The following is a 24,702-nucleotide window of genomic DNA, read 5'->3' on the forward strand; positions in this document are numbered from 1 at the left end:
TAGGGATATTGTTCAAGTTTTTCGCATCTGCGACAGGCGTCGGGAGGAAAGCGAAGGGACCTTTTTCGAAAGCCGACCCGCGTCCCTTCTTCTCGGGCGTCGAGCCGGGGGACGCTCGGCGGGTGTTCTTTGTGGTTCGATAGAGGGGGCTGGGTGTTGAGCGAATGAATCAACTTCCAACGGTCGCTACGGTACAATCGAGCCGTCATTTCAGACGGACTCTGCTTCGACGTGATATGAGGTTCCCGCTGTGTTTAGAAGACTTCCGTGCTTTCTGTTTGCCGCGTTGACGTTGGCCATCGCGGTTCCCAATGTACATGCCGAGACGCAGCGGCGGGGCGGTTGGGAAACGTCTGCTCCTCGCGAAGAGATTCGTCCAACTTTTGATTTGCTGGAAACGGGCGGCCACGACGGAAAGGCGGTGTTGTCGATTACGGCCGAGAATCCCGGCACCGGCGAACGGCTCGCGGGGCTGGTGGGACACTGGCAAAAGAAGGTTGCGGTTCAGGGGGGCCAGCATTATCGGTTCTCGGTTTGGCGTCAGACGCACGGAATCGACTTGATTCGCCGCGCGGCGATGGCGCGAGTCGTGTGGCTCGACAAAGACGGCCGGCGACCGCAGCGTGACGAGGTTTCTTCCTCTCGATTGCCAGCGAAGAAGCCACGGTCCGAACCGGAGTTTCCCGTCGACGCCGAAACCCAGGGCGATTGGACGCGGCTCGCCGGTCTCTACCGTGCTCCGTCCACCGCCACGCACGCCGTATTGGAACTGCACTTTCGCTGGGGACCGCCCGGTTCGAGTGTTTGGTGGAGCGATCCGAAGTTAACCGAGTCCGAGCCGGCGGAACCACGGATCGTGCGTTTGGCGACCGTTCACTACCGGCCGCAAACCGGCACGACCAACCGCGACAAGTGTGAGCTGTTTGCCCCATTGATCGCCGATGCCGCCCGGCAGAGAGCGGATCTGGTGGTGTTGCCCGAAACGCTGACCTACTACGGAAAAGGCGGCACGTACGCGGACTCCGCCGAAACGATTCCCGGTCCGTCGACGGAGTACTTTGGAAAACTGGCCAAGCAACACGACCTGTACATCGTGGCCGGTTTGCTGGAACGCGACGGCCACCTGGTCTACAACACCGCGGCACTGATCGGTCCCCAGGGCGAACTGGTTGGCAAGTACCGCAAGGTGACGCTGCCACGCGGTGAGATCGAAGGCGGGATCATGCCCGGCCAAGACTACCCGGTCTTCGATACGCGGTTCGGAAAGGTCGGCATTATGATTTGCTACGACGGCTTCTTTCCCGAGGTCGCCCGCGAGTTGAGCAACCGTGGCGCGGAGGTGATCGCCTGGCCGGTGTGGGGCTGCAACCCGATGCTCGGAGCGGCACGGGCTTGCGAGAACCACACCTACGTGATCAGCAGCACCTACACCGACGTTTCGTCCGCTTGGATGATCTCGGCCATCTACGGTCATCACGGCAAACCGCTGGCCAGCGCAACCGAGTGGGGCTCGGTCGCGGTCGCGGAAGTTGATTTGAACAAGCCGATGCACTGGGCCAGCCTGGGCGATTTCAAAGCCCAGGTTCCGCGTCATCGTCCGGTCACCACCCCGGACGACGGCACGCCGGTCAAAGCGGAAAGCCCGGACCGGGGCGGACCACAGTGATCAAAGCGGCGACGTATGGACCCCGCGGCTTAACTGCTGGCCGCAGTTGCTGTTGTTAATTTTTAATCTTTCGGGTTGCCGCCGGATTGCAGGTACGCCAGCAGATCCAGGATCTCGTCGCGCGTCAGCACGTCCAGCAAACCGGTCGGCATGGGCGACAGACCGGCCGGCAAAGTCTGCTCGATTTCCGCTCGCTTGAGCGCCACCGTTTCGGCGCGTAGCGAGTTGGTTTGAACCGTGATCACCGCGGCCGATACGCCGATTGGCCGACCGGTGATGACCTGGCCGCTGTCCATGACGTAGCTGCTGAGACGATACTTTTCGTCGATCTCTTTGGACGGCTGCAGAATCGATTCCAGCAGGGCTCGTCCGTCGAAGCGGTGTCCTACATGCGTCAGATCCGGTCCTGTAGAGCTGCCCTGTTCGTTGACGCGGTGACACTTCAGGCACTGGGCCTTGGCCAGGGCCGCGCGGCCCTGTTCCCATGACCGCCCGTGCCGCGTTTGCGGCAGCGCGGTTTCCAGTTCTTCCCATGTCCACGCTTTGACGAACGAGGCGGCAGGGGAATCGTGGACGTCGGATTCCTCGGGGGCGATTGCCAATTCTTCCAGTCGCGATTTCAGGTGTTCCTGTTCCGTCTCGGTCAACGTGGCAATCGCATCTTCGCGAATGGCCTTCAGCGAATCGCCCAGCAGCTTGCCGCCCTGATAGCGACGAGCGGCGAGCAGGGAATCAAAGAAGGCCTCACGCGTTTCGATCGTCCAGCCATCGGCGACGCGTGCCAGTCGCTGGGCAAAGAAGATGGCATCTTCCTGGCTGATCGCCGTCCGCAGCAATTCGACCGTGCGGGGGACCACGTCGGGGGCCCGCAAGTAGATCAGCAAACTGCCCAGTTCGCGGTTCACAAAGTTGCTCGCGTGCGGGTACATCGGATCCAGCCTTGCCAGCACTCGGCACCGGTCCGCTTCTGCAGGGCATCCCTGGCGAATGAAGCTCAACTGTAATACGCGAAGCGCACCCAGCCATTGTTCTCGGTCGAGCGTCGCCAGCGGCAATCGAGTCAGCGCTGCCAATAACTCGGACTGATCCTGCGGCCGTCCCAAGCGAGCCAAGGCCAGCAGGACGGCGATCGAGGCGGTCGGCCGCGTTTCGCTCAGGGCACGCTCGCGCCACAGTTCCGGGTCCTGACGCTCGATGGCCAACCGAGCAGCAAATCGCAGCCAGCGATCTTCGCTGTTCAGGTGAGGCCATGCGGCATCGATCGCTTGGGCGTCGCGGCGAGTATGCCACTGTTCCAGTTGGTGCCGCAGTTGACGCGACGCCGCGGCTTGCTGGGCCAGCGCGGTTTGCTCTGCGGTGGGCACCGAGGCGGCAACATCGGGCCCCTCGTAGGTCACCCGATACAGGCCCGATTGCGAACCACGGCCGCCGGTGATGAAGTACAGGGCGCCATCGGGACCGAACGTCAGGTCGCAGACGTTCAAGGCGCCGCCCTCCAGGAACACCTGGTACTGTGCGTCGTAGCTAGCGCCGCGAGGTGTCAACTGGACCTGAAAGATGCGGCCGTGTTGCCAGTCGCCCATGAACAACGCCTTGCGGTAGGCCGGAGGAAAGTGAGACCGAGTGCCGAACTCCAGGCCGGTGGGTGACCCGAGTCCGGTATCCAGTGTGGTGGGCAGGGAATCGGCGAAGTACTCCGGCCATTTGCCCGTGCCCCAGCGCCAACCGTATTCGCCACCGGAAACCACATGATTCAATCGCGTGGGGCGGTACCAGGGCAGGCCGACATCCCACTCCATGTCCGCGTCGTAGGTGAACAGCTCGCCGTCGGCGTTGAAAGCCACGTCGAACTGGTTGCGGAAACCACCGGCGAGGATCTCCCAGTTCTTGCCGTCGGGATCCGTCTTCGCCACATATCCCACACGGATCTCAGGCACGGCGTCTCGCGGTTCGGGCAACAGATGATCGTCCTGCGGATCCCGATAGGGCGAATCGACCGCGAAACCTTCGGGGAACGCCACGTCGTTGCCGATGACCACGTACAGCATGTTGTCGGGACCCAAAACAATCTGATTGGGACCGTGTCCATAGCGACTCTGGTAATCGAACTTCTTGAGTTCTTCCACGGCATCGAACTGGTCATCACCGGTCGTGTCGCGCAACCGGTAAAAGCCGCTGGTGTTGGTGGCGCACACATACAGGCTGTCGTGCGCCCACAGGACGCCTCGACAATGCTTCAGTGTGTTCTCGATCACCTCCAAGCGATCTACCTGGCTGCGATCCTCGCTCAGCGACAACCTGGCCAAACCTCGTTTGTCGCGCCCCAGGATGATTCGGCCTCGATCATCGAAGGTCATGCTGATCCACGACCCTTCGCCGCTTTGTGCTGAACGCAGCAATTCAGCGCGAAAACCGGCGGGCAAAGCAATCGAATCCACCGGGGTCGCTTGGCCACCGCCCGGCAGATCGTCCTCGCTGTAAGCGGGCGAGACGATGCAGAACAACAGCAGCAGAGCCCCACACCAAACGTTCCGGAATTGAAGATCGCGGGCACAAGTCAGACGTCGTGTATTCACAATAAGGTTTCCGTGCACCGTCGAAATACTGAGCATGTCAAGCTGGCTATAATGGGACGCTCCTGCCTCGTGGCCAGCTTACGTCGGACGCATCGGAAGTGCAATTATTGGCCGGTAAGCGGTCGGCCGTCGGCTGAGCTGCGGACCGGCGCTGTCGTTCGATGCGACGCGATCTGTGTCTCCCTCCCTCCCTCCCTCCCTCCGCATCCTTGAAATCATCATGCCTGCCTCGGATTCCAGTAAAGCTCGTCAGCCCTCGCTCGAGCGACGACACGCACTCCTTCTGCTCGGGCTGGGGGGCGTTGCGCTCGGCGAAGGGTCAGCCCGTGCGGCGACCAAAGCGGGGGAGTCCGCATCGCCGCAAACGGGCACGGTGCGGGTGTATGCCAACGTCGCGGCGATGCGGCAAGATACCAGCCAGCGCGATGGCGACTTTGCTCGGACCCTGGGCTTTCACGCTGCCGGAGACGGCGGCGAGGCTTCCTATGCGATTCAGTCCAGCGAAGCGGATTCGGACGCCGGTGGGGGCGCCTCGATCTCGCTGGACAGTCCGTTGTACGCCCATCTGCTGCCTGGCAACTCGGTGAATTACCGCATGTTCGGCACCGTCAGTGACGGCCAAAACGACGATGGGGTGCAAATCAAGCATGCCCATCAATTCGCTCGTCATCATGGCTTGCCGATCATCCAGTTGCAGGGCGAATTCTGGATCAAGCAGACCAACGAGATCCCGATTACCACCAATGTGCAGTGGGGCAACACCATCTTCCATATCGATGAGAAATTCAATCAGAAACGGATCCCCCGATTCGCTGTAATCAGCCTGAAATCGTCGACGACGATCCAGTTGGACGAGGCGGCCAAGAAGTCTTTCCTGGCAAAGCTGCGTCCCGGCGTCCAAATCATCTCCGAGATGGCTCCCTACAAAAACTGCTTGATCAGTGTGGCCGATTCGGGAGACCAAATCGGCTTCCGAGCGGGCAAGCGATACGCGGGCCAATCATGGGATCGCGAGGAGCTGTTCTATGTGGAAGAGGACGGACGAATCCTCGGTGACATCGCTTGGACGTTTAAAGACTACACCAGCCTCCGGGCGACGCCCTGCGACGATAGTTTTCTGGTGATCGACGGCGGCGGGTTTTATCTCTCTGGCGATAATCCCGGCACCAAGTACACGGGGTACTATCAAAACGGATTCCGTATCGGACGCAGCCGAACCAAGATCCAGAATCAATGGGTGGGCCTCGAGCCGGGCAGCCGTGATGTTTCCATGGAACCACGCTCGGGGTTCTATAACTTCAGTCACGTCTACAACACGACGCTGGAGAACATTCGGCTGGTCCCCTGGGAGCAGAACCGGCGCGATCCGAAGAAGAAGGTCGGGGCGGGGACCTATGGAATCGGCGGCAGCCGGATGTTGAACTGCACGTTCCGCAATGTCACAGCCGAGGGCAGTTTCCTGCACTGGGGTGTGTTCGGTACGAATCTGAACAAGAACTTTCGGATCGAGAAATGCCGGCTGAACCGTGTCGACGTGCACTTTCATTGCTGGAACCTGTGCATTCAAGATTCGGAGATCGGCCTGCGGGGGATCTCCGTCACCGGCGGTGGCGACCTGACGATCGAGAACACGACCTTGCACAACAACATGCTGGTCAACTTCCGCAGCGACTTCGGTGCCAAGTGGGACGGCGACATCCGCATCCACAACTGCACGGTCGTGCCCGTCCGCGATTCTCAGGTCAACATTCTCAGCAGCAGCCCCAGCCAGTTCGACTTTGGTTATCCGGTCGGTTGCGGCCGCAGCGTCGACATCGAGAATCTGTTGGTCGATTTCAGTCACTTCCCCGACTCCGTCGCCCCGGTTTGGTTGTACCGGATTGCCGCCTTCGCCAAGACAGAGGATGGAACCCGACACTTTTTCCCGCGGCTATTTTCCGCTCGCAACATCACGGTAAAGGGCCGCGAGCAGGGCATCCGCTTGGCGAACATCGTCGAGCCTTATTATTACGACCTGGGACGCGAAGGCGGTTACGACGGCCACGTGCTGGCCACCAACAGCCAGATGATTTTCGAGAACCTTCACCTGGAGAATATCCCGGCCTCGCGGCCAGGCGATCCCGAGCGCGCCCACTTTCGTCTCGGCACCGGCGGCGGCACCGCCTACCAGGACGCCCGCGCGTTGTACCCTCAGATCCAGTTCAAGAACTGTCCGAATCTGAGCGTTTACTTGGGCGGCAGCGCCGCCAACGTCTCGATCACCGACAGCACCGTCGATCGCTGCACGGCCGCGGCGGATGGACCGCTGCGAGGCGGCCTGAGTTTGCAGGGCTGCCGATTCGTGCCGCAGGTGCTCGCCGCCGGCGAGGGCGGCGATCCGGATCAGGACAGCGGAGCGGAGGAACCGATCTATGCGTTCGATTCGGAGTTGGGTACGCATCTGACCAACTGCACGGCCCACGCCCCACGGATCGCGGGCGAGCCGCGGCCCGAGCAAGCCGATCGTCTCGGTTTTATCCGGCCCAACAAACAAGTCCGCTACTACCAGCTCAATACCGCCCTCGGCAACGACCTGATCAAGTACTTTCAGGAGAACGCCATCGAGCTGAAACCCGAATTCATCGCCATGCTGAGAAGCCACCATGGGTTGGAGGCGGAACAGGTTTCCGGCGCGTGAGCGTCCGGATGGCCGCGGTCATTTTTAGCCAGCGAATAGTCGATTGATGATTCATCAGAAGTCCACGCAGAACGCGATCGCCGCGGTGAGTCGTTTGGCGGAGTTGTATGCGTCGCGGCAATTGGCTTCTGCAAAGTTCGCAAGTCCGACTGGGCCAATCGCCAATCGAAAACGGCCACGCCCATCTCAACCTAAATGAGCGGGGCCGCGCGCCGGGTTCCGCGGTCCAGAGACGGAGCAAGTCCAGAGACTGAGCAGAACAGAAGGGGAGGGCGGAAGGGCGGAGCGAAATTTTATCTCGGCCGCGGATTGTGATAGGCTGGCTTGCCTGGTGTCGCCCGAGCCCGCTTGGCTGCTGACCGGGGGGCAGCTTTCCGCTACACACGATAGGTCTGGGTGCTCATGAAGAGTCCATTGTTGCCGCGTGAATCGCTGATTGCTGGAGCGTACGGCTTGGGCGCGATGCTGATTCTGGCGGCACTGATCGTTTTGGGTTCGCGGCAGCTTTCGCATTTCGACGCCGCTCTGGTCGGTTACACGTTCGCTTCGCTGTTCGCGATGTTTGGGATCGTGTACCGGTATTCGATGTGGTTACAGCGGCCGCCAACGGCCCTGTACTGGCGTCGTGGTTGGCAAGCATTCTTTACGCGCCGCGGGCGAGCGCGCAATGTGGGTTTGATGTTCCGGCGACTGTTTTCGTCGTTCGCCTTGAACATCTTCATTTGGCGGCGGAATTGGCTGCGGGGCGCGGCGCACTGGTTGATCATGTGGGGCTGTGTGCTGGCCGCTGCGATCACCTTTCCGTTGGTCTTCGGCTGGGTCCATTTCGAGTTTGCGGACGGCAGTTTCGAGCGTTACCGCGCGAACATATTTGGTTTTTCTACGTTTTCGTTCGAGACCGATTCGCTGCTGGGGTTTTTGATTTTTCACGGCTTGGTGTGGGCTTCCTTTCTGGTGATCGCCGGGGTGATGTTGGCCATGCGACGGCGGATGCGCAGCCACGACGCGTTGGCGCTGCAGCGTTTTGGCGAGGATTTATTGCCGTTGATCATGTTGTTTGCGGTCAGCATTACCGGGCTGATGTTGGTGGTCAGTTACTCCTGGATGGATGGGTTTGCCTATGAGTTCCTTTCCATCACGCATGCCGCGACGGTGATCTTCACGCTGTTGTGGATGCCGTTTGGCAAGTTCTTTCATATTTTCCAGCGTCCCGCTCAACTGGGCGTGGCGTTCTACAAGGACGCCGGCCAGCGTGGCCAGCAAGCGATCTGCGTCCGCTGTGAACAGCCGTATGCGTCGCAGCTGCAGGTCGACGATCTGATCGAAGTGCAACGACGGTTGGGGTACCGTTACGAATTCGTTACCGACCGCGTCGATCACTACCAGCGGGTATGTCCGCGTTGTCGCCGCATTTCGATGGCTCTCTCACAAGGTAAACTTTGGCAGGAATCCCATGGCACAGCTTCCTAGAGACCCGCTAGAGATCCGCGAACAGTTCGGGCCGCATCTGGCTTTTTCATCGGGTTCGCGCTTGGATCGCGGGGTCGAGCCCGATGCTTTGGTCAAGACGCACTGTTGTTTCTGTGGTCAGCAGTGCGGCATCCAGTTGAAAGTCAAAGACAACGAGGTGATCGGCTTTGAACCCTGGATGGAGTTCCCGTTCAACCGCGGGATGCTGTGTCCCAAGGGTGTCAAACGCTACCTGCAGGGCTCGCATCCGGACCGGCTGCTGCGAGCCCAGTTGCGTGATCCGGCCGCCGAGGGTGGTTTTCGCGGGATCGATTATCAAGACGCGATCGGACGCGTGGCGAAGCAGCTGGGTCAGTTGCAGGCGAAATACGGAAACGACTCGATCGGCATGCTGAGCGGAGCCAGTTTGACGACGGAGAAAACGTACCTGATGGGCAAGTTCGCCCGCGTCTGTCTGAAAACGCCCTTCATCGATTACAACGGCCGGCTGTGCATGGTCAGCGCCGGGGCGGGCAACAAGAAGGCGTTCGGGATCGACCGTGCAGCGAACCCTTGGTCGGACATCGTCGGCAGCGAGGTGGTTTGGATCAGCGGTGCGAATGTCGCCGAGTGCGCACCGATCACGACCAGCTACGTCTGGCAGGCTCGCGAGCAGGGCGCGAAGATTATCGTGGTGGATCCACGAATTACCCCGGTGGCCCGGACCTGTGACCTGTTCCTGCCGATCAAGCCGGGCCGCGATGTGGCGCTGTTCAACGGCGTGCTGAAGCTGATGATCGAGCACGACTGGCTTGATCATGACTTCATCGAGAACCACACCGTTGGGTTTGAGGCCCTGGCCGAATCGGTCCAGCAGTGGACGCCGGCGCGCACGGCGGAGGTGACAGGCATCGCCGAACGGTTGATTCGTCAGGCTGCCGAGTGGTGGGGAACGGCCAGCACCAGCTTTCTGATGCATGCGCGGGGGATCGAGCATCACAGCCACGGCGTGCAGAACGTGCTGGGCGCGATCAACATCGTGCTCGCCTCCGGGCGTATCGGTCGCGAACACTGCGGTTACGCGACGATCACCGGCCAAGCCAACGGCCAGGGGGGCCGCGAGCACGGTCAGAAATGCGATCAATTGCCCGGCGGACGCGACCTGGCGGACCCCGCGCATCGCGCCCACGTGGCCAAGGTCTGGGACGTCGATCCGGATGAGCTGCCGCCGCCGGGCGTCGACGCTTACGAGTTGTTCCGCAAGATCGATCGCGGCGAAATTCGGGGGCTGATTTCGCTGTGCTTCAACCCGCTGGTTTCGCTGCCCGACAGCGGTTTCGTCGCCCGGATGTTGGACAAGTTGGATTTTTACGTGGCGATCGATTTCTTTCTCAATGAGACCGCCCGGCACGCCGATATCGTGTTGCCGGGGTCGCTGCAGGAGGAGGACGAAGGGACGGTCACGCAGATCGAGGGCCGGGTCATCAAGATCAATCAAGCGGTCGATCCTCCGGGCGAGGCTCGGCAGGACTGGCGGATCATCCAGGACATCGCGGCCGCGCTGGGGCGACCGCACGGATTTACGTTCAACCATTCGCGGGAGATCTTTGACGAACTGCGCCGCGCCAGCCAGGGCGGGGTCGCGGACTATTCGGGAATGACCTGGGAGAAGATCGAACGGCAGTTCGGCGTCTGTTGGCCCTGTCCCAGCGAAGATCATCCCGGCACACCGCGGCTGTTTGAACCCGGCACGCCCAACCCGATCGCCGGCGACGCCGGACCGTTTTATTTTCCCGACGGCAAGGCGCGCTTCAATCTCGCCGAATACACCCCGCCGACCGAGGAGGTGGACGCGGAGTATCCGGTGATCTTGACCACGGGACGGGTGGTCAGCCAATTCCTGTCGGGCACACAAACCCGCCGGATCGGTCCCTTGGTCGATCAGTATCCCGAGCCGCGAGTCGAGATCCATCCCCGACTGGCCGCCCAGCTGGGGATTCAGGACGGCCAGTGGACCACGATCAGCTCACGTCGCGGCGAGCTCACCCTGCGGGCGATGGTCGTCAAGACGATCCGCCCCGATACGGTCTTTATCCCCTATCACTGGGCCGGCAAGCAAAGCGCCAACCGCTTGACCATCGCCGCCCAGGATCCGATTTCGAAGATCCCCGAATACAAAGTTTGTGCCGTGCGGTTACGCAAGGCCGCCAGTCCGCCAGCCAACGCTTCCGACGAGACGAGCCATGGCCATCCCGGAAAATAAATACTTCTTTATCGATCCCCATCGCTGCATCGGTTGCCAGTCCTGCGTGCAGGCCTGTTCGGAATGTGACACGCACAAAGGGAAATCGATGATCCATCTGGAGACCGTGGATCGCTTGCAGTCGCCTCAGACCCTGCCGGTGATCTGCATGCACTGTGACTCGCCCACCTGCGCCGAAGTCTGTCCGGCCGATGCGATCAAACGCACCGAGGACGGTGTGGTGCAGTCGGCGCGAAAGCCACGCTGCATCGCCTGCAATAACTGTGTCCTGGCCTGTCCCTTTGGAGTCCCCAAAATGGAGACCTCCATGGATCTCATGATGAAGTGCGACATGTGCTACGATCGGACCAGCATCGGAAAGAAACCGATGTGCGCGACCGTTTGTCCCAGCGGAGCGTTGCACTATGGCACGCTGAGCGAAATCGAAGAGCTCCGCCCGCGAAGCCGGACCAACAACGAATTCCGCTTCGGCGGCCAGACGATCCGTACCAAGGTGCAGATGATGGTCCCTCGCCAGTCGCCGGCGACGCATCTCGATGTGGCCGATGGGATGTTCGAGTCTCCGGCCGACGAAGCCGACGATGCCATGCTTTCCGGGGCCGTGTTTGAGTTACCGACCGTGCAGTGAACCCGACCGTGCGATGAGCCCGATTGTTCAGAGAACCCCGAGCCATGAATCCTGATCGCAACCCCCAGCATAACTTTCCCGACGGCAAGCCCGAGGTCGAGCAGCCGAAGTGGCGCAAGGATTTTCCGATCGAAGTCGGTGCTGACGAATACGGTGCGCGGCGCGACTTCACCAAGTTCATGGTGCTGACCAGTCTGGCGTTTGTCTGCGGGCAGGTGTGGATCGGTTTTCAGAGCCTGTTTCGCCGCCGCGAGCAGGAACCGCGAAAGATCGCCGACGTGGCGGACCTGGCCGTGGGCGAGTCCCTGCTGTTTCATTACCCCAGCGAACGCGATCCCTGCCTATTGATGCGGACTGCGCCGGAGACGTTCGTGGCATTTTCGAATCAGTGCACCCACCTGATGTGCCCGGTGAGTCCGGATTTGGCGCAGGATCGGCTGCATTGCCCCTGTCACGAGGGGTATTTTCAAGCAAGTACGGGCAAGCCTTTGGCGGGACCGCCCCGGCGTCCGCTTCCGCGAATCGTTCTGCGTATCGAAAATGGCGAGATCATTGCTACCGACGTCCAGCGGAGGAATTCATGACGGATCCTACACAAACCCGTCGCCAACGACTGGTCATCGTCTACGGGATCATGACGATCGTGTTGTTGTTGGTGGTGATGCAGTTGTGGTTATTGACCGCCACGATGAGCATGTGGTTGGGGGGCAATGATCGCGTGGTTTGGCCGGCAGCGGCGGCAAGCTTGGTATGCCTTGGATTGAATATCGGTCTGATGTGGTATTTGGTGCGACTGGACCGATGAGCGAAGGGCGTCTGCAAGCGATCGCCACGCTCAATCCGGCCTATTTTGCTCTGGTGATGGCCACGGGCATCGTATCCATTGCCAGCGAACTGTTGGGACTGTCGTGGGTTGCCATGGGCTTGTTCGCCTTGAACGCTGTCGCAATTCTGGTGCTGGCGGGCCTCTCGCTGCTGCGGATGCTTGTCTTTCCGCGGCCGTTTTTTCAGGACGTGGTCGATCACAAGCGGAGTGTGGGTTTTTTTACCACCGTCGCCGCCTGTTGCGTGCTGGGCGTCCAGTTCCTGCTGCTGGCCGACCTTCCGGCGGTCTCCTGGGTGCTGTGGACAATCGGTGTTGTCCTCTGTTTTCTGTTGACCACGGCCGTGTTCACCAGTTTGACGATCAAAGATCCCAAGCCCTCGTTGGCCGAAGGCATCCACGGCGGGTGGTTGGTGTCGGTGGTGGCGACGCAGGCGGTGTCTATGCTCGGCGGGATGCTGGCCGAAACATTGGTCGAGGGACGGGAAATGACGCTGTTCTTCGCCTTGGTCATGTGGCTGGCCGGAGGGATGCTCTACATCTGGATCATCTCCCTGATCTTCTATCGCTACACGTTCTTTGCCATGAGCGCGTTTGACATGACGCCGCCGTACTGGATCAACATGGGAGCGATGGCGATCTCGACATTGGCCGGCGTCTCGTTGATCTCCTTGGCAGATGACTCCGCGATCTTGACGCAGGTATTGCCGTTCATCAAAGGCTTCACGCTGCTGTTCTGGGCCACGGCGACGTGGTGGATTCCCATGCTGGTCGCCCTCGGGTTCTGGCGGCATGCCTGCAAGCGTTTTGCGTTTGCCTACGATCCCCAGTACTGGAGCATCGTTTTTCCGCTGGGCATGTACACGGTCTGTACGTTTCGATTGGCGAAGGAATTGGAACTGGGCTTTCTGTTGGTGATTCCTCAGTGCTTCGTTTACGTCGCGCTGCTGGCCTGGGGGGTGACCTTCACCGCGATGCTGCGTTCGTTTTGGAAATCGTCTCGGCGAGCGGAATGATGGGTTGCGAACCTGTGTTCGCCGGGCGTGTCCAAGAAGGATGCGGCATCGGGAGCGACGCCAAGGTACTCACGAAAGGAAACCGGCCATGAACGCGCGACAACTGGAAAAACTTGGGGTTCCTCGGTATGCGTCCAAGTGGGCCATCGAAGCCATTCAGCAACTGGTGGCCGAAAAGTCGCTGTCGAAAAGTCAGATCAAACAACGCATCCAGGCGGTCGCCGCGGAGCCTGCGCAGTATGTCGGCGATCCGGTTCTGGGGACGCTCGCTAAAGAGCTGCAACAGCAACCCATCGAGCGTTCCTTCGAGCCGATTCCCTACCGCACCTGGGGTGAGGATATCGACCAGGGTTCGCACCAGCAGATGGAGCAGGCGTGCTCGCTGCCGGCGGCTCGCGGTGCGGCGCTGATGCCCGACGCGCACATCGGTTACGGCCTGCCGATCGGTGGCGTGTTGGCTTTGGAAAACGCGGTGGTCCCCTACGCTGTGGGCGTCGACATCGCGTGCCGGATGAAGATGTCCGTCCTGGACATGCCCCCGAAGTCACTGTCCAAGAATTTTGAAAACTATCGGCAGTCGCTCGAGAACGGCACGTTCTTTGGCATCGGTGTCGTGCAGGGACGCAAGGTCGATCACGCCGTGTTTGACCAGGACTGGACGGTGACGCGGATCACACGTCAGAACAAGGATAAGGCGCGGCGGCAATTGGGCACGTCGGGGTCCGGCAATCACTTTGTCGAATTCGGAACGTTGACCATCACCGAACCCGCCGCGGAACTGGACTTGGAGCCGGGGACCTACGTGGCGCTGTTGAGTCATAGCGGCAGCCGGGGAACCGGGGCGTCGGTGTGTTCGACGTATTCGGCGATCGCCAGCGCAAACCTGCCGCGTGAGTACTCCAAATTCGGTCGGCTCGCCTGGCTGGACATGGATTCGGAGGAAGGCCAGGAGTACTGGGCGGCGATGAACTTGATGGGTGACTACGCGGCGGCCAACCACGACGTGATCCACAAGAACGTCTCCAGTTTGTTGGGAGCACGGGTGATCGCTGACGTGGAAAACCACCACAACTTTGCTTGGAAGGAAGTCCACGACGGACGCGAATTGATCGTGCACCGCAAGGGCGCAACGCCCGCGGGCAAAGGCGTGCTGGGCGTGATCCCGGGATCGATGGCGGACCCGACGTTTGTCGTTCGCGGCAGGGGCAATGCCGAAAGTTTGATGTCGGCCTCCCACGGAGCGGGACGCAAAATGTCTCGCCGAGCCGCCAAGGACAAGTTCAATCTGCGGTCGATCAAGGGGACCCTGGACAAGCGGGGCATTCGGGTGCTGTCGGCCGGCGCGGACGAAGTTCCCGGCGCCTACAAGAACATCGAAAGCGTGATGGCGGCTCAGTCCGATCTGGTCGAACCGATCGCCCGCTTCGACCCCAAGATCGTCAAGATGTGCGGCGACGGCAGCCGCGCCGAAGATTAGGAATGCCGCGTTGCGGGACGCTTCGGCGACGCCGTTGAGCGGGGAGTAGGGTGGTCCGCCGCAACCATACTGTAGCTTGACGGGGCGATGGATCGCCGTTAATGTCGGTAGTAAAGGCAAATCCGTTTGCCTGACCATCCCCTCGTGCAAACCCTGCACGACTCCCACCTACCTACCCGCCCACCTCACGTTCTTCCCCAAGCTCTCTCTGACCGCCCGCCAAGGTCATGTCGGAAAGCCTGGAGACGCTCTTGCGAAGCTGCCCGGTTCGAGCACCCTGTAACCCGGTTCGAGCAATCGACAACCCGGCTCGAGCACGCGATAACCCGGTAACTTGACTAGAGCATGCGAGAACGCTGGAAAGACCGAGAACGCTGAAAAGGTCGTCAAGCCATGAGCCGTTCAATCCTCCATTCGACTGTGCTGCTTGCCTTGGGACTCGGTCTCCTCGGCAGCTTCGGCCAGGGTCCGTGTGCGTTGGCCGCAGGGCCGGAAGGCGAGACGAAGTCTTCCGCGGGCCGGGAGTTGTTCGAAAACCAGATCGAACCGGTGCTGAAGCAGCACTGCTACCAATGCCATTCGAAAGAAGCCGACGAGATTGCCGTTGGCTTGGAACTGGATTCGCCTACGGGGCTGATGCGCGGTGGCGATTCCGGACCGGTCGTAATCCCGCACGATCCGGAAAAAAGTCTGATGATCCGCATGCTGCGCCACGACGACGACGTGTCGCCGATGCCGCCCGATGAGAAGCTGGCCGAAGAAACGATCGCGGCGTTTGAACAGTGGGTGCGGCTGGGGGCTGCGGATTCGCGCAGCGACAACGGTCCGACCGCCCGCCAGCAGCGCTACGAAGCGGGACGGCAGCACTGGTCGTTCCAGATTCCGGTGCCCGTGGATCCGCCCGCGGTCGAGCTGGCCGATTGGCCTCGCAGTGACATCGACCGCTTCGTGCTGGCCAAAATGGAATCCGAGGGGGTGACGCCGGTGGCCGACGCCAACCGTCGCACCTTGGTCCGCCGCATCGCCTTCGACCTGACCGGGCTGCCGCCGACGCCGGAAATGTTGTCGCAGTATGCCGGCGAGGACGCGGCCGGAACGATTGCCGAACTGGTCGATCATCTGCTCGAATCGCCGCACTTCGGAGAACGCTGGGGGCGGCACTGGTTGGATGTGGTTCGCTATGCGGAATCCAGCGGCATGGAGTTCAACTTTACGTACCCGCACGCCTGGCCGTATCGCGACTACGTGATCGACTCGTTCAATCAAGACAAACCGTTCGACCAGTTCGTGCGCGAGCAAATCGCCGGCGATCTGCTGCCGACCAGCGAAGACGATACGGCAGAGGAAATCGAAGCACGCCGCATCGCGACGAGCGTCCTGTCGTTTGGTCCCAAACGTCACAACTCCCGCGGCACCCAGTTCCGGATGGATATCGCGGACGATCAGATCGACACCGTGTTCCGCGCGACGATGGGACTGACGGTGGCCTGTGCTCGCTGTCACGATCACAAATTCGACCCGATTCCGACCAAAGATTATTACTCCTTGGCCGGGATCTTTATGAGCACCGAGCCGCTGTACGGCACGATCAAGCAGAAGTACAGCAATACGCCGACCGACCTGCTGCCGATCGGTCCCGACGCCCGGGCCAAGCACGATGCCGCGGAGGCCCATGATAAGAAGATCGCCGACGTGACCGCCAAGGTGGCTGCCAAGAAGGAAGAACTGAAGAAAGCCACCGAAGCGAAGAAGGCGACCGAAGCCGAGGATGCGAAGGATGCCAAGCAGTCTTCTGCCGAAACAGGGGCTGCCGAAGAGGCCGAGGAAACCGAGCCCGAGCAGGCAGATGGCGACCAGGCTGCGAAGCTGGTCGCGGAGCTGCAGGCCGAGGTCAGTGCGTTGGAAGCCGAGCTGGCCGAGCTGAACAAGTCTCGCCCCGAGCGGCCGCAGTATGCGATGACCGTCCGCGATCGAGACAAGCCGGCGGACATCCACGTCGCGGTTCGCGGGAACGTCGGCGACAAGGGCGAGCTCGCGCCGCGAGGGTTCCTCAGTGCGGTCTCCACGGTCGATCCGCCCATCGTTGGGCCGGACCGCAGTGGTCGCTTGGAATTGGCTCAGTGGATCACCAGCCCCGAAAACCCGTTCACCTCGCGCGTGATGGTCAACCGGATTTGGCATCATCTGTTCGGCAGCGGGCTGGTTCCCACCGTCGACAACTTTGGCGTGATCGGCAAGGAACCGACGCACCCGCAGCTGCTCGACGCGCTGGCCATCGAGTTTGTCGAGAACGGTTGGTCGGTCAAACACCTGATCCGCGAGATCATGCTCAGTCGTGTCTACCAGCTCAGCAGCACGCCCGATGCGGAGAATCTCCAGCGGGATCCGCGGAACCGTTTGTGCTGGCGATCCCAGCCGCGGCGACTCGAGGCCGAAGCGATTCGTGACGCGATTTTGGCCGTCAGTGGCCAACTGGATGTGTCCCGGCCCGCGGGCTCCACCGTCACGAGCTTGGGGGACACGCTGGTTCGCGGCGTACCCACCGACAAACTGCAACCACCCAGCAATCGTCGCAGCGTTTACTTGCCGATCGTTCGCGACTACCTGCCCGAATTGTTCGACCTGTTCGACTTCCCGTCGCCCAGCTTGGTCAGCGGCCGGCGCAGCGTCACGAATGTTCCCTCACAGTCGCTGTACCTGCGCAACTCGACGTTCGTCGCCGAACAGTCTCGCCATGCGGCGGAGCGACTGTTGGTTTCGCCCGCGGCGAGCACCGATCCGCAGCGGGTGGAGCTGGCGATGCTGTGGACCTTGGGCCGTCCGATCACGGACGCCGAACGCGAGGGCGCGTTATCGCTGGTCGAGCAGGTTCGCAAGACCCACGACGACGAAGCAACCCGCGAGACGGTCGCCTGGGCCGCTTGGTTTGGAACCCTCTTTACGACCGCCGAGTTTCGTTACTTGGTGGACCACTAGCCGGACATTCTAGCGTTATGAAACCTCAATCTTCGTTACCGTCTGTATCGCGGCGCGAGTGGCTGAAAGTCGGGGCCTGTGGCCTGGGATCGCTGATGGCGACCGGCCTGACGCCGGCGGCCAGCAAAGCCGGACTGCTGACGCCGAAACAACCGCATTTTGCCCCCAAAGCCAAACGCGTCATCTTTCTGTTTATCAACGGTGGCCCCTCACAGTTTGAATCCTTTGATTACAAACCCGTGCTGCGGAAGATGGGCGGCAAAAAGGGCAATGGCAAAGGCAAACTGCTCGCTCCGCTATTGAAGTTTGATCAATACGGCGAAAGCGGGATGTGGGTTTCCGAAGCCTTTCCCGAGTTGGCCAAGCAGACCGACCAACTGTGCATGCTGAAGGCCATGCAGACGACCAGCCGGGCGCATCCGATCGCGATTCCCATGCTGCACACCGGAGCGTTCCAGTTCCAGCGGCCTTCGCTGGGGTCCTGGATCCTGCACGGGCTGGGAACCGAGAACCAGGATCTGCCCGGTTTCTTTACGATCAAACCGACGCGGACCTTCGGCGGTCCATCGAACTTTGGCAGCGCGTTCTTGCCCAGTGCGTATCAAGCGACACGGCTGGGATGGGACGGCCAGAAGGTCAAGGATGCCACCATCCACAACCTGAATCCCGGCCATGGTTTGCCACCGCAGGTTGCCGACGAAGCGTTGGATTTGGCTCAGTCGATGAACCGACGGTTGTTGGAGCAAACCGACGAGGCTCAGGGCGTGATCGATTCGCTGACGCTGAGCGAACGGATGCAGCGCGCGGTGCCCGAGGTCTTGGACCTCAGCGGCGAGACCAAAGAGACGTTGGAGATGTACGGTGTGGACGCCGGATCGACCGACGATTTTGGCCGCCAGTGCTTGCTGGCCCGCCGTTTGGTCGAAGCCGGCGTGCGGTTCGTCGAAGTCCATTCCAGCGGCTGGGATCACCACAGCAACCTCGACAAATTCCCGGGCAAAGCGGCACAGATCGACAAACCCATCGCCGGCTTGTTAACCGATCTGCGGCAGCGCGGCATGTTGGAAGACACGCTGGTGGTTTGGACCGGAGAGTTCGGACGCACACCCGAAACGCAGATCCTAAGCGGTAAAGAAACCATCGGCCGCGACCACAACGCCGAAGGCTACACCGGATGGTTGGCCGGCGGCGGAACCCGGGCCGGGCTGACCTACGGCAAGACCGACGAGCTGGGTTACAAGGCTGTCGATCAAGCGGTGCATCTGCACGACTTCCACGCCACGATCCTGCATCTATTGGGGCTGGACCACACCAAGTTGACCTACCGCTACGGCGGTCGCGATTTCCGCCTGACCGACGTCCACGGCAACGTCGTTCACGACATCATCGCCTGACCCTCGCCGGATCGTGGGACGCCGATGACCCAAGGTGTCCATGGCGTTGTTAAAATGGCGGCCATGGATCTGGAAAACCTGCACAACCGGTTTGCAAATTCGCCCACGGTACGCCTGCTGCGCAGCCAGCAGGCCGCGTTCGTCCTGTACTTTCTGAACCGCGCGTTCAAGGGTGCTGAAGCCCCGGAGCAGGGTTCCCTGGCGCACGAGGAACTGCGTCGCCGCCTGGTGGTGTTCCAAGAGGACCTTCGCGACGATGGATACGAAGCGTTGGCGCAAGCGGCCGATCACTACCTGGTTGCTTGGTCCGATGAAGCGTGGTTGCGGCGATTTCTGAAGTCCGATTCGAATCAGCCTCACTACCAATTAACGCGTCACACCGAGGACGCGCTGCGGTTCGTCGACGCGTTGATGACACGCGAATCGAGGTTGGTCGGAACGGAAGGGCGTTTGCGATTGGTCATCGACACCCTGACCGACATCGTTCGCGGCGCGACGGACAATCCGGACCGCCGATTAAAGGATTTGCAAGCCCAACGCGACGCGATCGATCGCGAGATCGAATCGATTCGGGCTGGCGGCGCCGTCGAAACGTACCCCGAAGCCACCATCCGCGACCGTTTTCAAACCGCGATCGAGCTGCTCCGCACACTGCAGGGTGATTTTCGCGCTGTGGAAGACAGGTTCGAACAGATTGCCCGCGAGGTCCATACGCAAACGCAGCGGCGTCGACAGTCGCGGGGAAGTATTCTGGCCGGAGCGTTGGATGCGGAGGATTTGATCCGCCAAGAGGACGAAGGGGTCAGCTTCTATGCCTTCGTGGCATTTCTGTTTTCGCCGACCAGGCAGGAGGAGCTCCGCGCCGTAATCGACGAACTGGTGCAACTGCCGGCCCTTTCCAAAGATCGCGACGGTGTGCATCGGGTCCGTCAACTGTTGCCTTCGCTGTTGAACGAAGCCGATAACGTGCTCCGCCAGACCGGCCGCTTGAGCGAGACGCTGCGACGACTGCTGGATGCCGATTCCATCGATCACCGTCGGCGTGTCGCCGAAGTCCTGCGAGAGATCCGGACCACGGCCGCGACGCTGTCGGCCGAGCATCCAGCCGGGGACGACGCCGACCCTCGGAAGCGGATCGGATTGGATGTCGAGGCGATGCCCACCCTGCGGTCCGCTTTCTCCCGATCGTTCTGGAACGCTCCACAGCCGCTGGACGTGACCCCCGTCGACGAGGCGGTCGATTTGACGCAAACCACCCGCGAAGCCCTGAAGCTGGCGGCCCTAAAGAATCTTCCCTGGCGGAGCATGCGTACGACACTCGCGGACATGATGGACGCGTCGGCGATGGTTACCTTGCCAGAGGTCTTGACCCGCATGCCACCGCGAGCCGGCGTGATCGAAGTCGTCGGTTGGCTGCAGATCGCTCACGAAGATGGACACGAGATCGACGAATCATTGACCGAACGAGTTCTGATTGAAGATCGGCCGGACGAATCGGGACCGGACGAACCGGGACCGGACGGAGAGGGACCGGACGGCGAGCGGCGTCCCGGCGGAGAGGCCGCGGGGCAGATTCCGAAACGTGTCGAGGTAATGGTTCCCATGATCCGTTTTATGCGTGACCGAACGGTGCGGCCCGCCACGCGGTGGCGCAGACCCAGATGATGGACAGTGCTTGAGGAGAGCGATCCATGAATGATGACAGCCATTTGCTGCCCGAACGACTGCCGTCCGCCGTGCCGTGGTCCGCCGCCGCCGTGCGTTTGTTGCAGGGGATCGTCTATCACGATGATGCCGGCGACGTGTGGGACCGCGTTCTGGAAAGCGTTACGCCACTGACCGACTATTTCGTTCGCATCGGATTGCGGTTGATCGTGGACGAAGAAAACGGGATGGCTTATCTGCGACAGATCGCTCCGGAAAGTTTTCCGCCGGAGTATCCGCCGATGCCGACGCTGTTTCGCAGGACGCGTCTCGGCTTTGATCAATCGATTCTGTGCGTGCTGCTCCGTGACGAGCTGCGACAGTTCGAAGAACAGATCCATCACGACGAACGATGCGTCGTGAACCAGTCCGACCTGCTTTCGTTATGGTCGGAAATCTGCGGTCACGAGGAAGATCCCGTCCGTCTCAATCGAAAGTTGACGGCGCACTTGAAGAGTCTGCAAGAGATGAAGTTCGTCAAGCAGTTTTCCGATACCCCACCCGCCTGGGAGGTGCGGCGGATTCTGAAAGCCCGCCTACCGCTGGCGCAATTGGAGCAGATGCGAACCGAACTGGTGGCAGAGCTTGCCCGGCGACGAGCCGATTCCGCCGCCACCCCGGAAGACCCATCGCAGGCGGTGGTCGAATGAATCGTCGTTCCCAACAGGACTCGCTGTTCGATCACGGACCGTCTCCCGCCGCGGCCTCACAAGAGGAGCGTCCGTCACCGGCCGGCTATCGTTTGGACAAACTGGAAGTCTACAACTGGGGGACTTTCGACAAGACCGTGCATGCGATTCATCCGCGCGGGGAATCCGTGTTGGTGGTCGGCGAGAACGGGGCGGGCAAGTCCACCCTGGTCGATGCGGTGTTGACGCTGTTGGTGCGGCCCGGCGTCCGCAATTACAACGTCGCCGCGGGGGCCGGAAAGAAGGAACGCGACGAAACCAGTTACATCCGCGGTGCCTACGATAAAACGTCGGGCGAGGACGATCGCGCGCGGACCCAGTACCTGCGCCCCGACAACGACTTCTATACGGTGATCCTGGCGACGTTTCGCTGTGCGCCCAGCGGCGGCGTTTTCACGCTGGCGCAAGTCATGCACGTGGCCGCGGACAAACGCGTGATCCACTACGCCTATGCCGAGCAGGATTTCTGTATCACCGAGCATGTCGCCGGATTCACGTCCACCAAGGACATCAAGCGGGTGCTCGAAAGCATCGGGTGGAATGTCACCGACCGGTACTCGACCTATCACGGTTGGTTCCGGCGAAAGGTGCGTTTTCAACCCAAGGCGATGGATGTCTTTAACCAAACGGTCGCCGTCAAAGATGTGCAGAAACTGAACGAGTTCATTCGAACTCACATGCTGGAGAAGAAGCCCTGGAACGATAAAGTCGAAAAGCTGCTGCGGCATTTTTCGCAGTTGAGCGAAGCGTATCAGAAACTGATCGAGGTTCGGGAACAGGCCCAATTGCTGCAACCGATTGCCGAGTTGGGAGACCAGTACGAAAGGTTGTCCGAGGACCTGATCCGGCTGCGACGTCAACAGGAAACGCTTCCCGCCTATTTCGATCGCGCCACGATGGACCTCCTACAGCCCCTGTGCGAACAATGGTCCCTGCAGATCGATGAATTACAGTCGCAACTGGATTCGTTGGCTGAACTGATCCAGGCTCGTTACCAGGCGCTCGCAGACATCCAGCGGGATATTGAAGACGCCGGGGGAAACCGCATTCGCGACCTGCAGCAACAAGCGGTTCAGCACGCCGAGGAAGCAGAACGGAAACGCAGCAAACGATTGCAGTTTGAAGCATCGCTCGCCGCCGCCGGAGTGCCAGTGGAGCTGACCAGTAGCCACCGATTTGAGGCGGCGCTGCAGCAGGTTCGGCAGCGCGTCGCGGAACTGCGAACGCAGAGCGAAGCGGCCGAAAAACAGAAACTACAGCATGACATCGCCAGCGCGGGCATCCGCTCACAACTGCAACAGGACGTCGCCGAGCTGGAGTCGCTGCGCAAGCGCCGCAACAATCTGCCCGCTCATTTTGTCGACGTGCGCGATGCCCTCTGCGCCTCGCTTCGCTTGGCCCCGGAGGACTTGCCGTTTGCCGCCGAGATGATGGCGGTCAAGGTCGAGCACCTGGAATGGGAGGCTTCGATCGAGCTGGTGTTGGGCGGTTTTGCACGGACGTTGCTAGTTCCCGACGACCTGTATCGCGATGTGTCGCGGTACGTCGACCGCAATCGCTTGATCGATCGTCACGGCAAGGGGATGCGGCTCAGCTACGACCGCGTCCAGCTGGCCACGGATGGGACGCGGGCAAAGTCGCGACCCTTCGGATTGCCAGAGATGCTGCAGTTTCGTCCTCGGCATCCGCTGTCGCCGTACGTCCGCGGGCAGATCGAAACCCGCTTCGACTTCGCCGCTTGTGAAGACATCGCCCAGTTCCAACAGGTCCATGGCCGTGCGATGACCCGTAATCGTCATATCAAACAAGACGATCGGCGGCACAGCAAAGACGATCGAAGCCAGCGCGATGACCGCCGGAACTATGTGCTCGGATGGGACAACAAGGCCAAGATCCGGATCCTCGAGTCCTCGATTCGCGAGCTCGAGCAAAGGGAGCGAACACTTGTCGAACGCTCGAATCGCGAGCGCCAACAGATGCGTCAGGCGGAAAAGTTCATTGTGGATTTGCAACGCTTCTGCGAACTTCCCAGCTTCGAATCGATCGACGATGGCCAACATGACGCGGAAGCCGACCGGTGTCTGCAGGAGATTCGGCGATTGGAAGGGTCCAACGACAAATTGTTGGAACTGAAAAAACGCAAGGCGGAGCTGGAGGCGGAAAAGAAGGGATTGGAACTGGACCGCCAAGCTCTGTCAGAACACCGAGCCGAGTGCGCCCAGCACTTGAAGCAAGGCGAACAGGTGCTGCGAAATGTTCTGAACAATATGGAAACTCGCGAGCTGCCGCCGGATGAGGAAGCGTTGGCGGAGTTGCAAGCCGCGTGGCCGGTCGAAGTCGCCGACATCGTTGCCCTGCACGCCCGCAAGGACGACGCGGTGCGACACTGGGAACGGCTGACCGCCGAAGCCGAACGGCGACGTGAACCCGTCTCCAAGCAATTGGCGTCGCGGATGAATCATTTCCTGAACCGTTTTCCCGCGTTTCGGGCCGATATGGATGTGTCCCCCGGCGATGATCTGCCAGCCTATCGCGTGCTGAAGACCAAGATCGACCAGGACGAACTTCCGCAGCACACTCGCCGTTTTCGACAACGATTGAAGAGCTCGGTGCTGCAGGAGATCGGCGTGTTGAACGCCACGCTGGAGCAGGAACGCGAGGATATCCGCGGACGAATCGAGACCTTGAACGAAGCCCTGCGTTCGTTGGACTGGGAGCCGGGGAAGTCCTATGTCCGCTTGGAACCCAAGGACAGCCGAGACGCGGAAATTCGCAGCTTCCGCAGCGAGCTGCACGGTTGTTTGGACAACATCATGGATGGGTCCGACGAAGCCAACGAACGGGCCTTCAAACGCATCGAGGCTTTCGTGGAAAAGCTGCGTAGTGACGAAAACCGGCGGTGGCGCGAACGGGTGGTCGATGTCCGCAATTGGTTTAACTTTGTCGCTCGCGTGTACGACCGCAAGACGCATACGGCCGGGGCCGAGTACGATGGCGGTTCCGGAAAGTCCGGCGGCGAGAAGGGCAAGCTGGCGTTTCTGGTACTGGTTGCCGCGATTGCGTATCAGTACGAGCTGGAGCCCGATGGCGACAATGAGGGCAGGTTTCACTTTGTGATGGTCGACGAAATGTTTTCGCGCAGCGACGATACGCGAGCCCGAGCGGCCCTGGAATTGTTCGAACGATTCGGTCTGCAGCTGGCGATCGTGGCACCGCTGGACGCCAAAGCCCGGATCGTCGAGGACCATGTCGGTATGTATTGCCACATCGTCAAGGATGCGGAAAGCAATCGCAGCCGAATGTTAAGTTTGACGGCGACCCAGTTCGATCAAATCAGCGAACAACCTCGGTCGTTGACGTAGTG

Annotated in this window: 15 protein-coding genes; 14 read left to right on the forward strand and 1 reads right to left on the reverse strand. The window is 60.8% G+C overall.

Annotation, left to right across the window (positions count from 1 at the left end; all coding sequences use genetic code 11):
• Positions 1-250 precede the first annotated feature (250 nt).
• Positions 251-1,666 (forward strand): carbon-nitrogen hydrolase family protein, encoded by a 1,416-nt coding sequence (locus tag GE027_RS08840; protein WP_153556829.1) that lies wholly within the window; start codon positions 251-253, stop codon positions 1,664-1,666.
• A gap of 62 nt (positions 1,667-1,728) precedes the next feature.
• On the opposite strand, the gene GE027_RS08845 is transcribed toward GE027_RS08840, so the two are convergent.
• The gene (locus GE027_RS08845; protein WP_162006644.1) at positions 1,729-4,242 is read right to left on the reverse strand and encodes a DUF7133 domain-containing protein; all 2,514 of its coding nucleotides are present in this window, start codon (positions 4,240-4,242) and stop codon (positions 1,729-1,731) included.
• A 220-nt stretch (positions 4,243-4,462) separates the two neighbouring features.
• Between GE027_RS08845 and GE027_RS08850 the strand changes: the two genes are divergently transcribed.
• The 13 genes from GE027_RS08850 (at position 4,463) to GE027_RS08910 (ending at position 24,700) form a co-directional block, all read left to right on the forward strand.
• Positions 4,463-6,919: a hypothetical protein gene (locus GE027_RS08850; RefSeq protein ID WP_153556831.1), complete on the forward strand. Its 2,457-nt coding sequence runs from the start codon at positions 4,463-4,465 to the stop codon at positions 6,917-6,919.
• Positions 6,920-7,321: 402 nt separating this feature from the next.
• A complete protein-coding gene (locus GE027_RS08855) occupies positions 7,322-8,389 on the forward strand; it encodes an MFS transporter (protein ID WP_153556832.1) in 1,068 nt (355 codons plus the stop codon).
• Positions 8,373-10,631: a molybdopterin oxidoreductase family protein gene (locus GE027_RS08860; protein WP_153556833.1), complete on the forward strand. Its 2,259-nt coding sequence runs from the start codon at positions 8,373-8,375 to the stop codon at positions 10,629-10,631. The genes GE027_RS08855 and GE027_RS08860 overlap by 17 nt, the downstream gene beginning before the upstream one ends.
• Positions 10,612-11,259, forward strand: coding sequence for a 4Fe-4S dicluster domain-containing protein (locus GE027_RS08865; RefSeq protein ID WP_153556834.1), 648 nt, complete (start codon positions 10,612-10,614; stop codon positions 11,257-11,259). Before GE027_RS08860 ends, GE027_RS08865 begins: the two co-directional genes overlap by 20 nt.
• A 44-nt stretch (positions 11,260-11,303) precedes the next feature.
• The gene (locus tag GE027_RS08870) at positions 11,304-11,843 is read left to right on the forward strand and encodes a QcrA and Rieske domain-containing protein (protein WP_153556835.1); all 540 of its coding nucleotides are present in this window, start codon (positions 11,304-11,306) and stop codon (positions 11,841-11,843) included.
• A complete protein-coding gene (locus GE027_RS08875; RefSeq protein ID WP_153556836.1) occupies positions 11,840-12,064 on the forward strand; it encodes a DUF6755 family protein in 225 nt (74 codons plus the stop codon). Before GE027_RS08870 ends, GE027_RS08875 begins: the two co-directional genes overlap by 4 nt.
• Positions 12,061-13,098, forward strand: a complete 1,038-nt coding sequence (locus tag GE027_RS08880; RefSeq protein ID WP_153556837.1) for a tellurite resistance/C4-dicarboxylate transporter family protein — start codon at positions 12,061-12,063, stop codon at positions 13,096-13,098. Before GE027_RS08875 ends, GE027_RS08880 begins: the two co-directional genes overlap by 4 nt.
• Before the next feature lie 88 nt (positions 13,099-13,186).
• Entirely contained in the window at positions 13,187-14,575 is a 1,389-nt protein-coding gene (locus GE027_RS08885) for an RtcB family protein (RefSeq protein ID WP_153556838.1), read from the forward strand.
• A gap of 393 nt (positions 14,576-14,968) precedes the next feature.
• Positions 14,969-17,551 (forward strand): PSD1 and planctomycete cytochrome C domain-containing protein, encoded by a 2,583-nt coding sequence (locus GE027_RS08890; protein WP_153556839.1) that lies wholly within the window; start codon positions 14,969-14,971, stop codon positions 17,549-17,551.
• Positions 17,552-17,568: 17 nt separating this feature from the next.
• Complete coding sequence (locus GE027_RS08895) at positions 17,569-18,945, forward strand: DUF1501 domain-containing protein (protein WP_153556840.1); 1,377 nt, start codon at positions 17,569-17,571, stop codon at positions 18,943-18,945.
• 24 nt (positions 18,946-18,969) lie between these two features.
• Positions 18,970-20,610 (forward strand): DUF3375 family protein, encoded by a 1,641-nt coding sequence (locus tag GE027_RS08900; RefSeq protein WP_153556841.1) that lies wholly within the window; start codon positions 18,970-18,972, stop codon positions 20,608-20,610.
• A gap of 26 nt (positions 20,611-20,636) precedes the next feature.
• Positions 20,637-21,299 carry a DUF4194 domain-containing protein gene (locus GE027_RS08905; protein ID WP_153556842.1) on the forward strand — a complete coding sequence of 221 codons (663 nt, stop codon included), beginning with the start codon at positions 20,637-20,639 and terminating at the stop codon, positions 21,297-21,299.
• Positions 21,296-24,700 (forward strand): ATP-binding protein, encoded by a 3,405-nt coding sequence (locus tag GE027_RS08910; RefSeq protein WP_153556843.1) that lies wholly within the window; start codon positions 21,296-21,298, stop codon positions 24,698-24,700. Before GE027_RS08905 ends, GE027_RS08910 begins: the two co-directional genes overlap by 4 nt.
• The last annotated feature ends 2 nt before the right edge of the window (positions 24,701-24,702 follow it).

Origin of the sequence: Roseimaritima sediminicola, assembly GCF_009618275.1 — a bacterium.
Lineage (GTDB): Bacteria > Planctomycetota > Planctomycetia > Pirellulales > Pirellulaceae > Roseimaritima > Roseimaritima sediminicola.

Bases quoted from the DNA above. Each gene is read 5' to 3' on its own strand.
- GE027_RS08885 (WP_153556838.1), top strand. From the start codon at position 13,187: ATGAACGCGCGACAACTGGAAAAACTTGGGGTTCCTCGGTATGCGTCC.
- GE027_RS08855 (WP_153556832.1), top strand. From the start codon at position 7,322: ATGAAGAGTCCATTGTTGCCGCGTGAATCGCTGATTGCTGGAGCGTAC.
- GE027_RS08865 (WP_153556834.1), top strand. From the start codon at position 10,612: ATGGCCATCCCGGAAAATAAATACTTCTTTATCGATCCCCATCGCTGC.
- GE027_RS08910 (WP_153556843.1), top strand. From the start codon at position 21,296: ATGAATCGTCGTTCCCAACAGGACTCGCTGTTCGATCACGGACCGTCT.
- GE027_RS08860 (WP_153556833.1), top strand. From the start codon at position 8,373: ATGGCACAGCTTCCTAGAGACCCGCTAGAGATCCGCGAACAGTTCGGG.
- GE027_RS08880 (WP_153556837.1), top strand. From the start codon at position 12,061: ATGAGCGAAGGGCGTCTGCAAGCGATCGCCACGCTCAATCCGGCCTAT.
- GE027_RS08900 (WP_153556841.1), top strand. From the start codon at position 18,970: ATGACCCAAGGTGTCCATGGCGTTGTTAAAATGGCGGCCATGGATCTG.
- GE027_RS08850 (WP_153556831.1), top strand. From the start codon at position 4,463: ATGCCTGCCTCGGATTCCAGTAAAGCTCGTCAGCCCTCGCTCGAGCGA.
- GE027_RS08870 (WP_153556835.1), top strand. From the start codon at position 11,304: ATGAATCCTGATCGCAACCCCCAGCATAACTTTCCCGACGGCAAGCCC.
- GE027_RS08905 (WP_153556842.1), top strand. From the start codon at position 20,637: ATGAATGATGACAGCCATTTGCTGCCCGAACGACTGCCGTCCGCCGTG.
- GE027_RS08875 (WP_153556836.1), top strand. From the start codon at position 11,840: ATGACGGATCCTACACAAACCCGTCGCCAACGACTGGTCATCGTCTAC.
- GE027_RS08895 (WP_153556840.1), top strand. From the start codon at position 17,569: ATGAAACCTCAATCTTCGTTACCGTCTGTATCGCGGCGCGAGTGGCTG.
- GE027_RS08890 (WP_153556839.1), top strand. From the start codon at position 14,969: ATGAGCCGTTCAATCCTCCATTCGACTGTGCTGCTTGCCTTGGGACTC.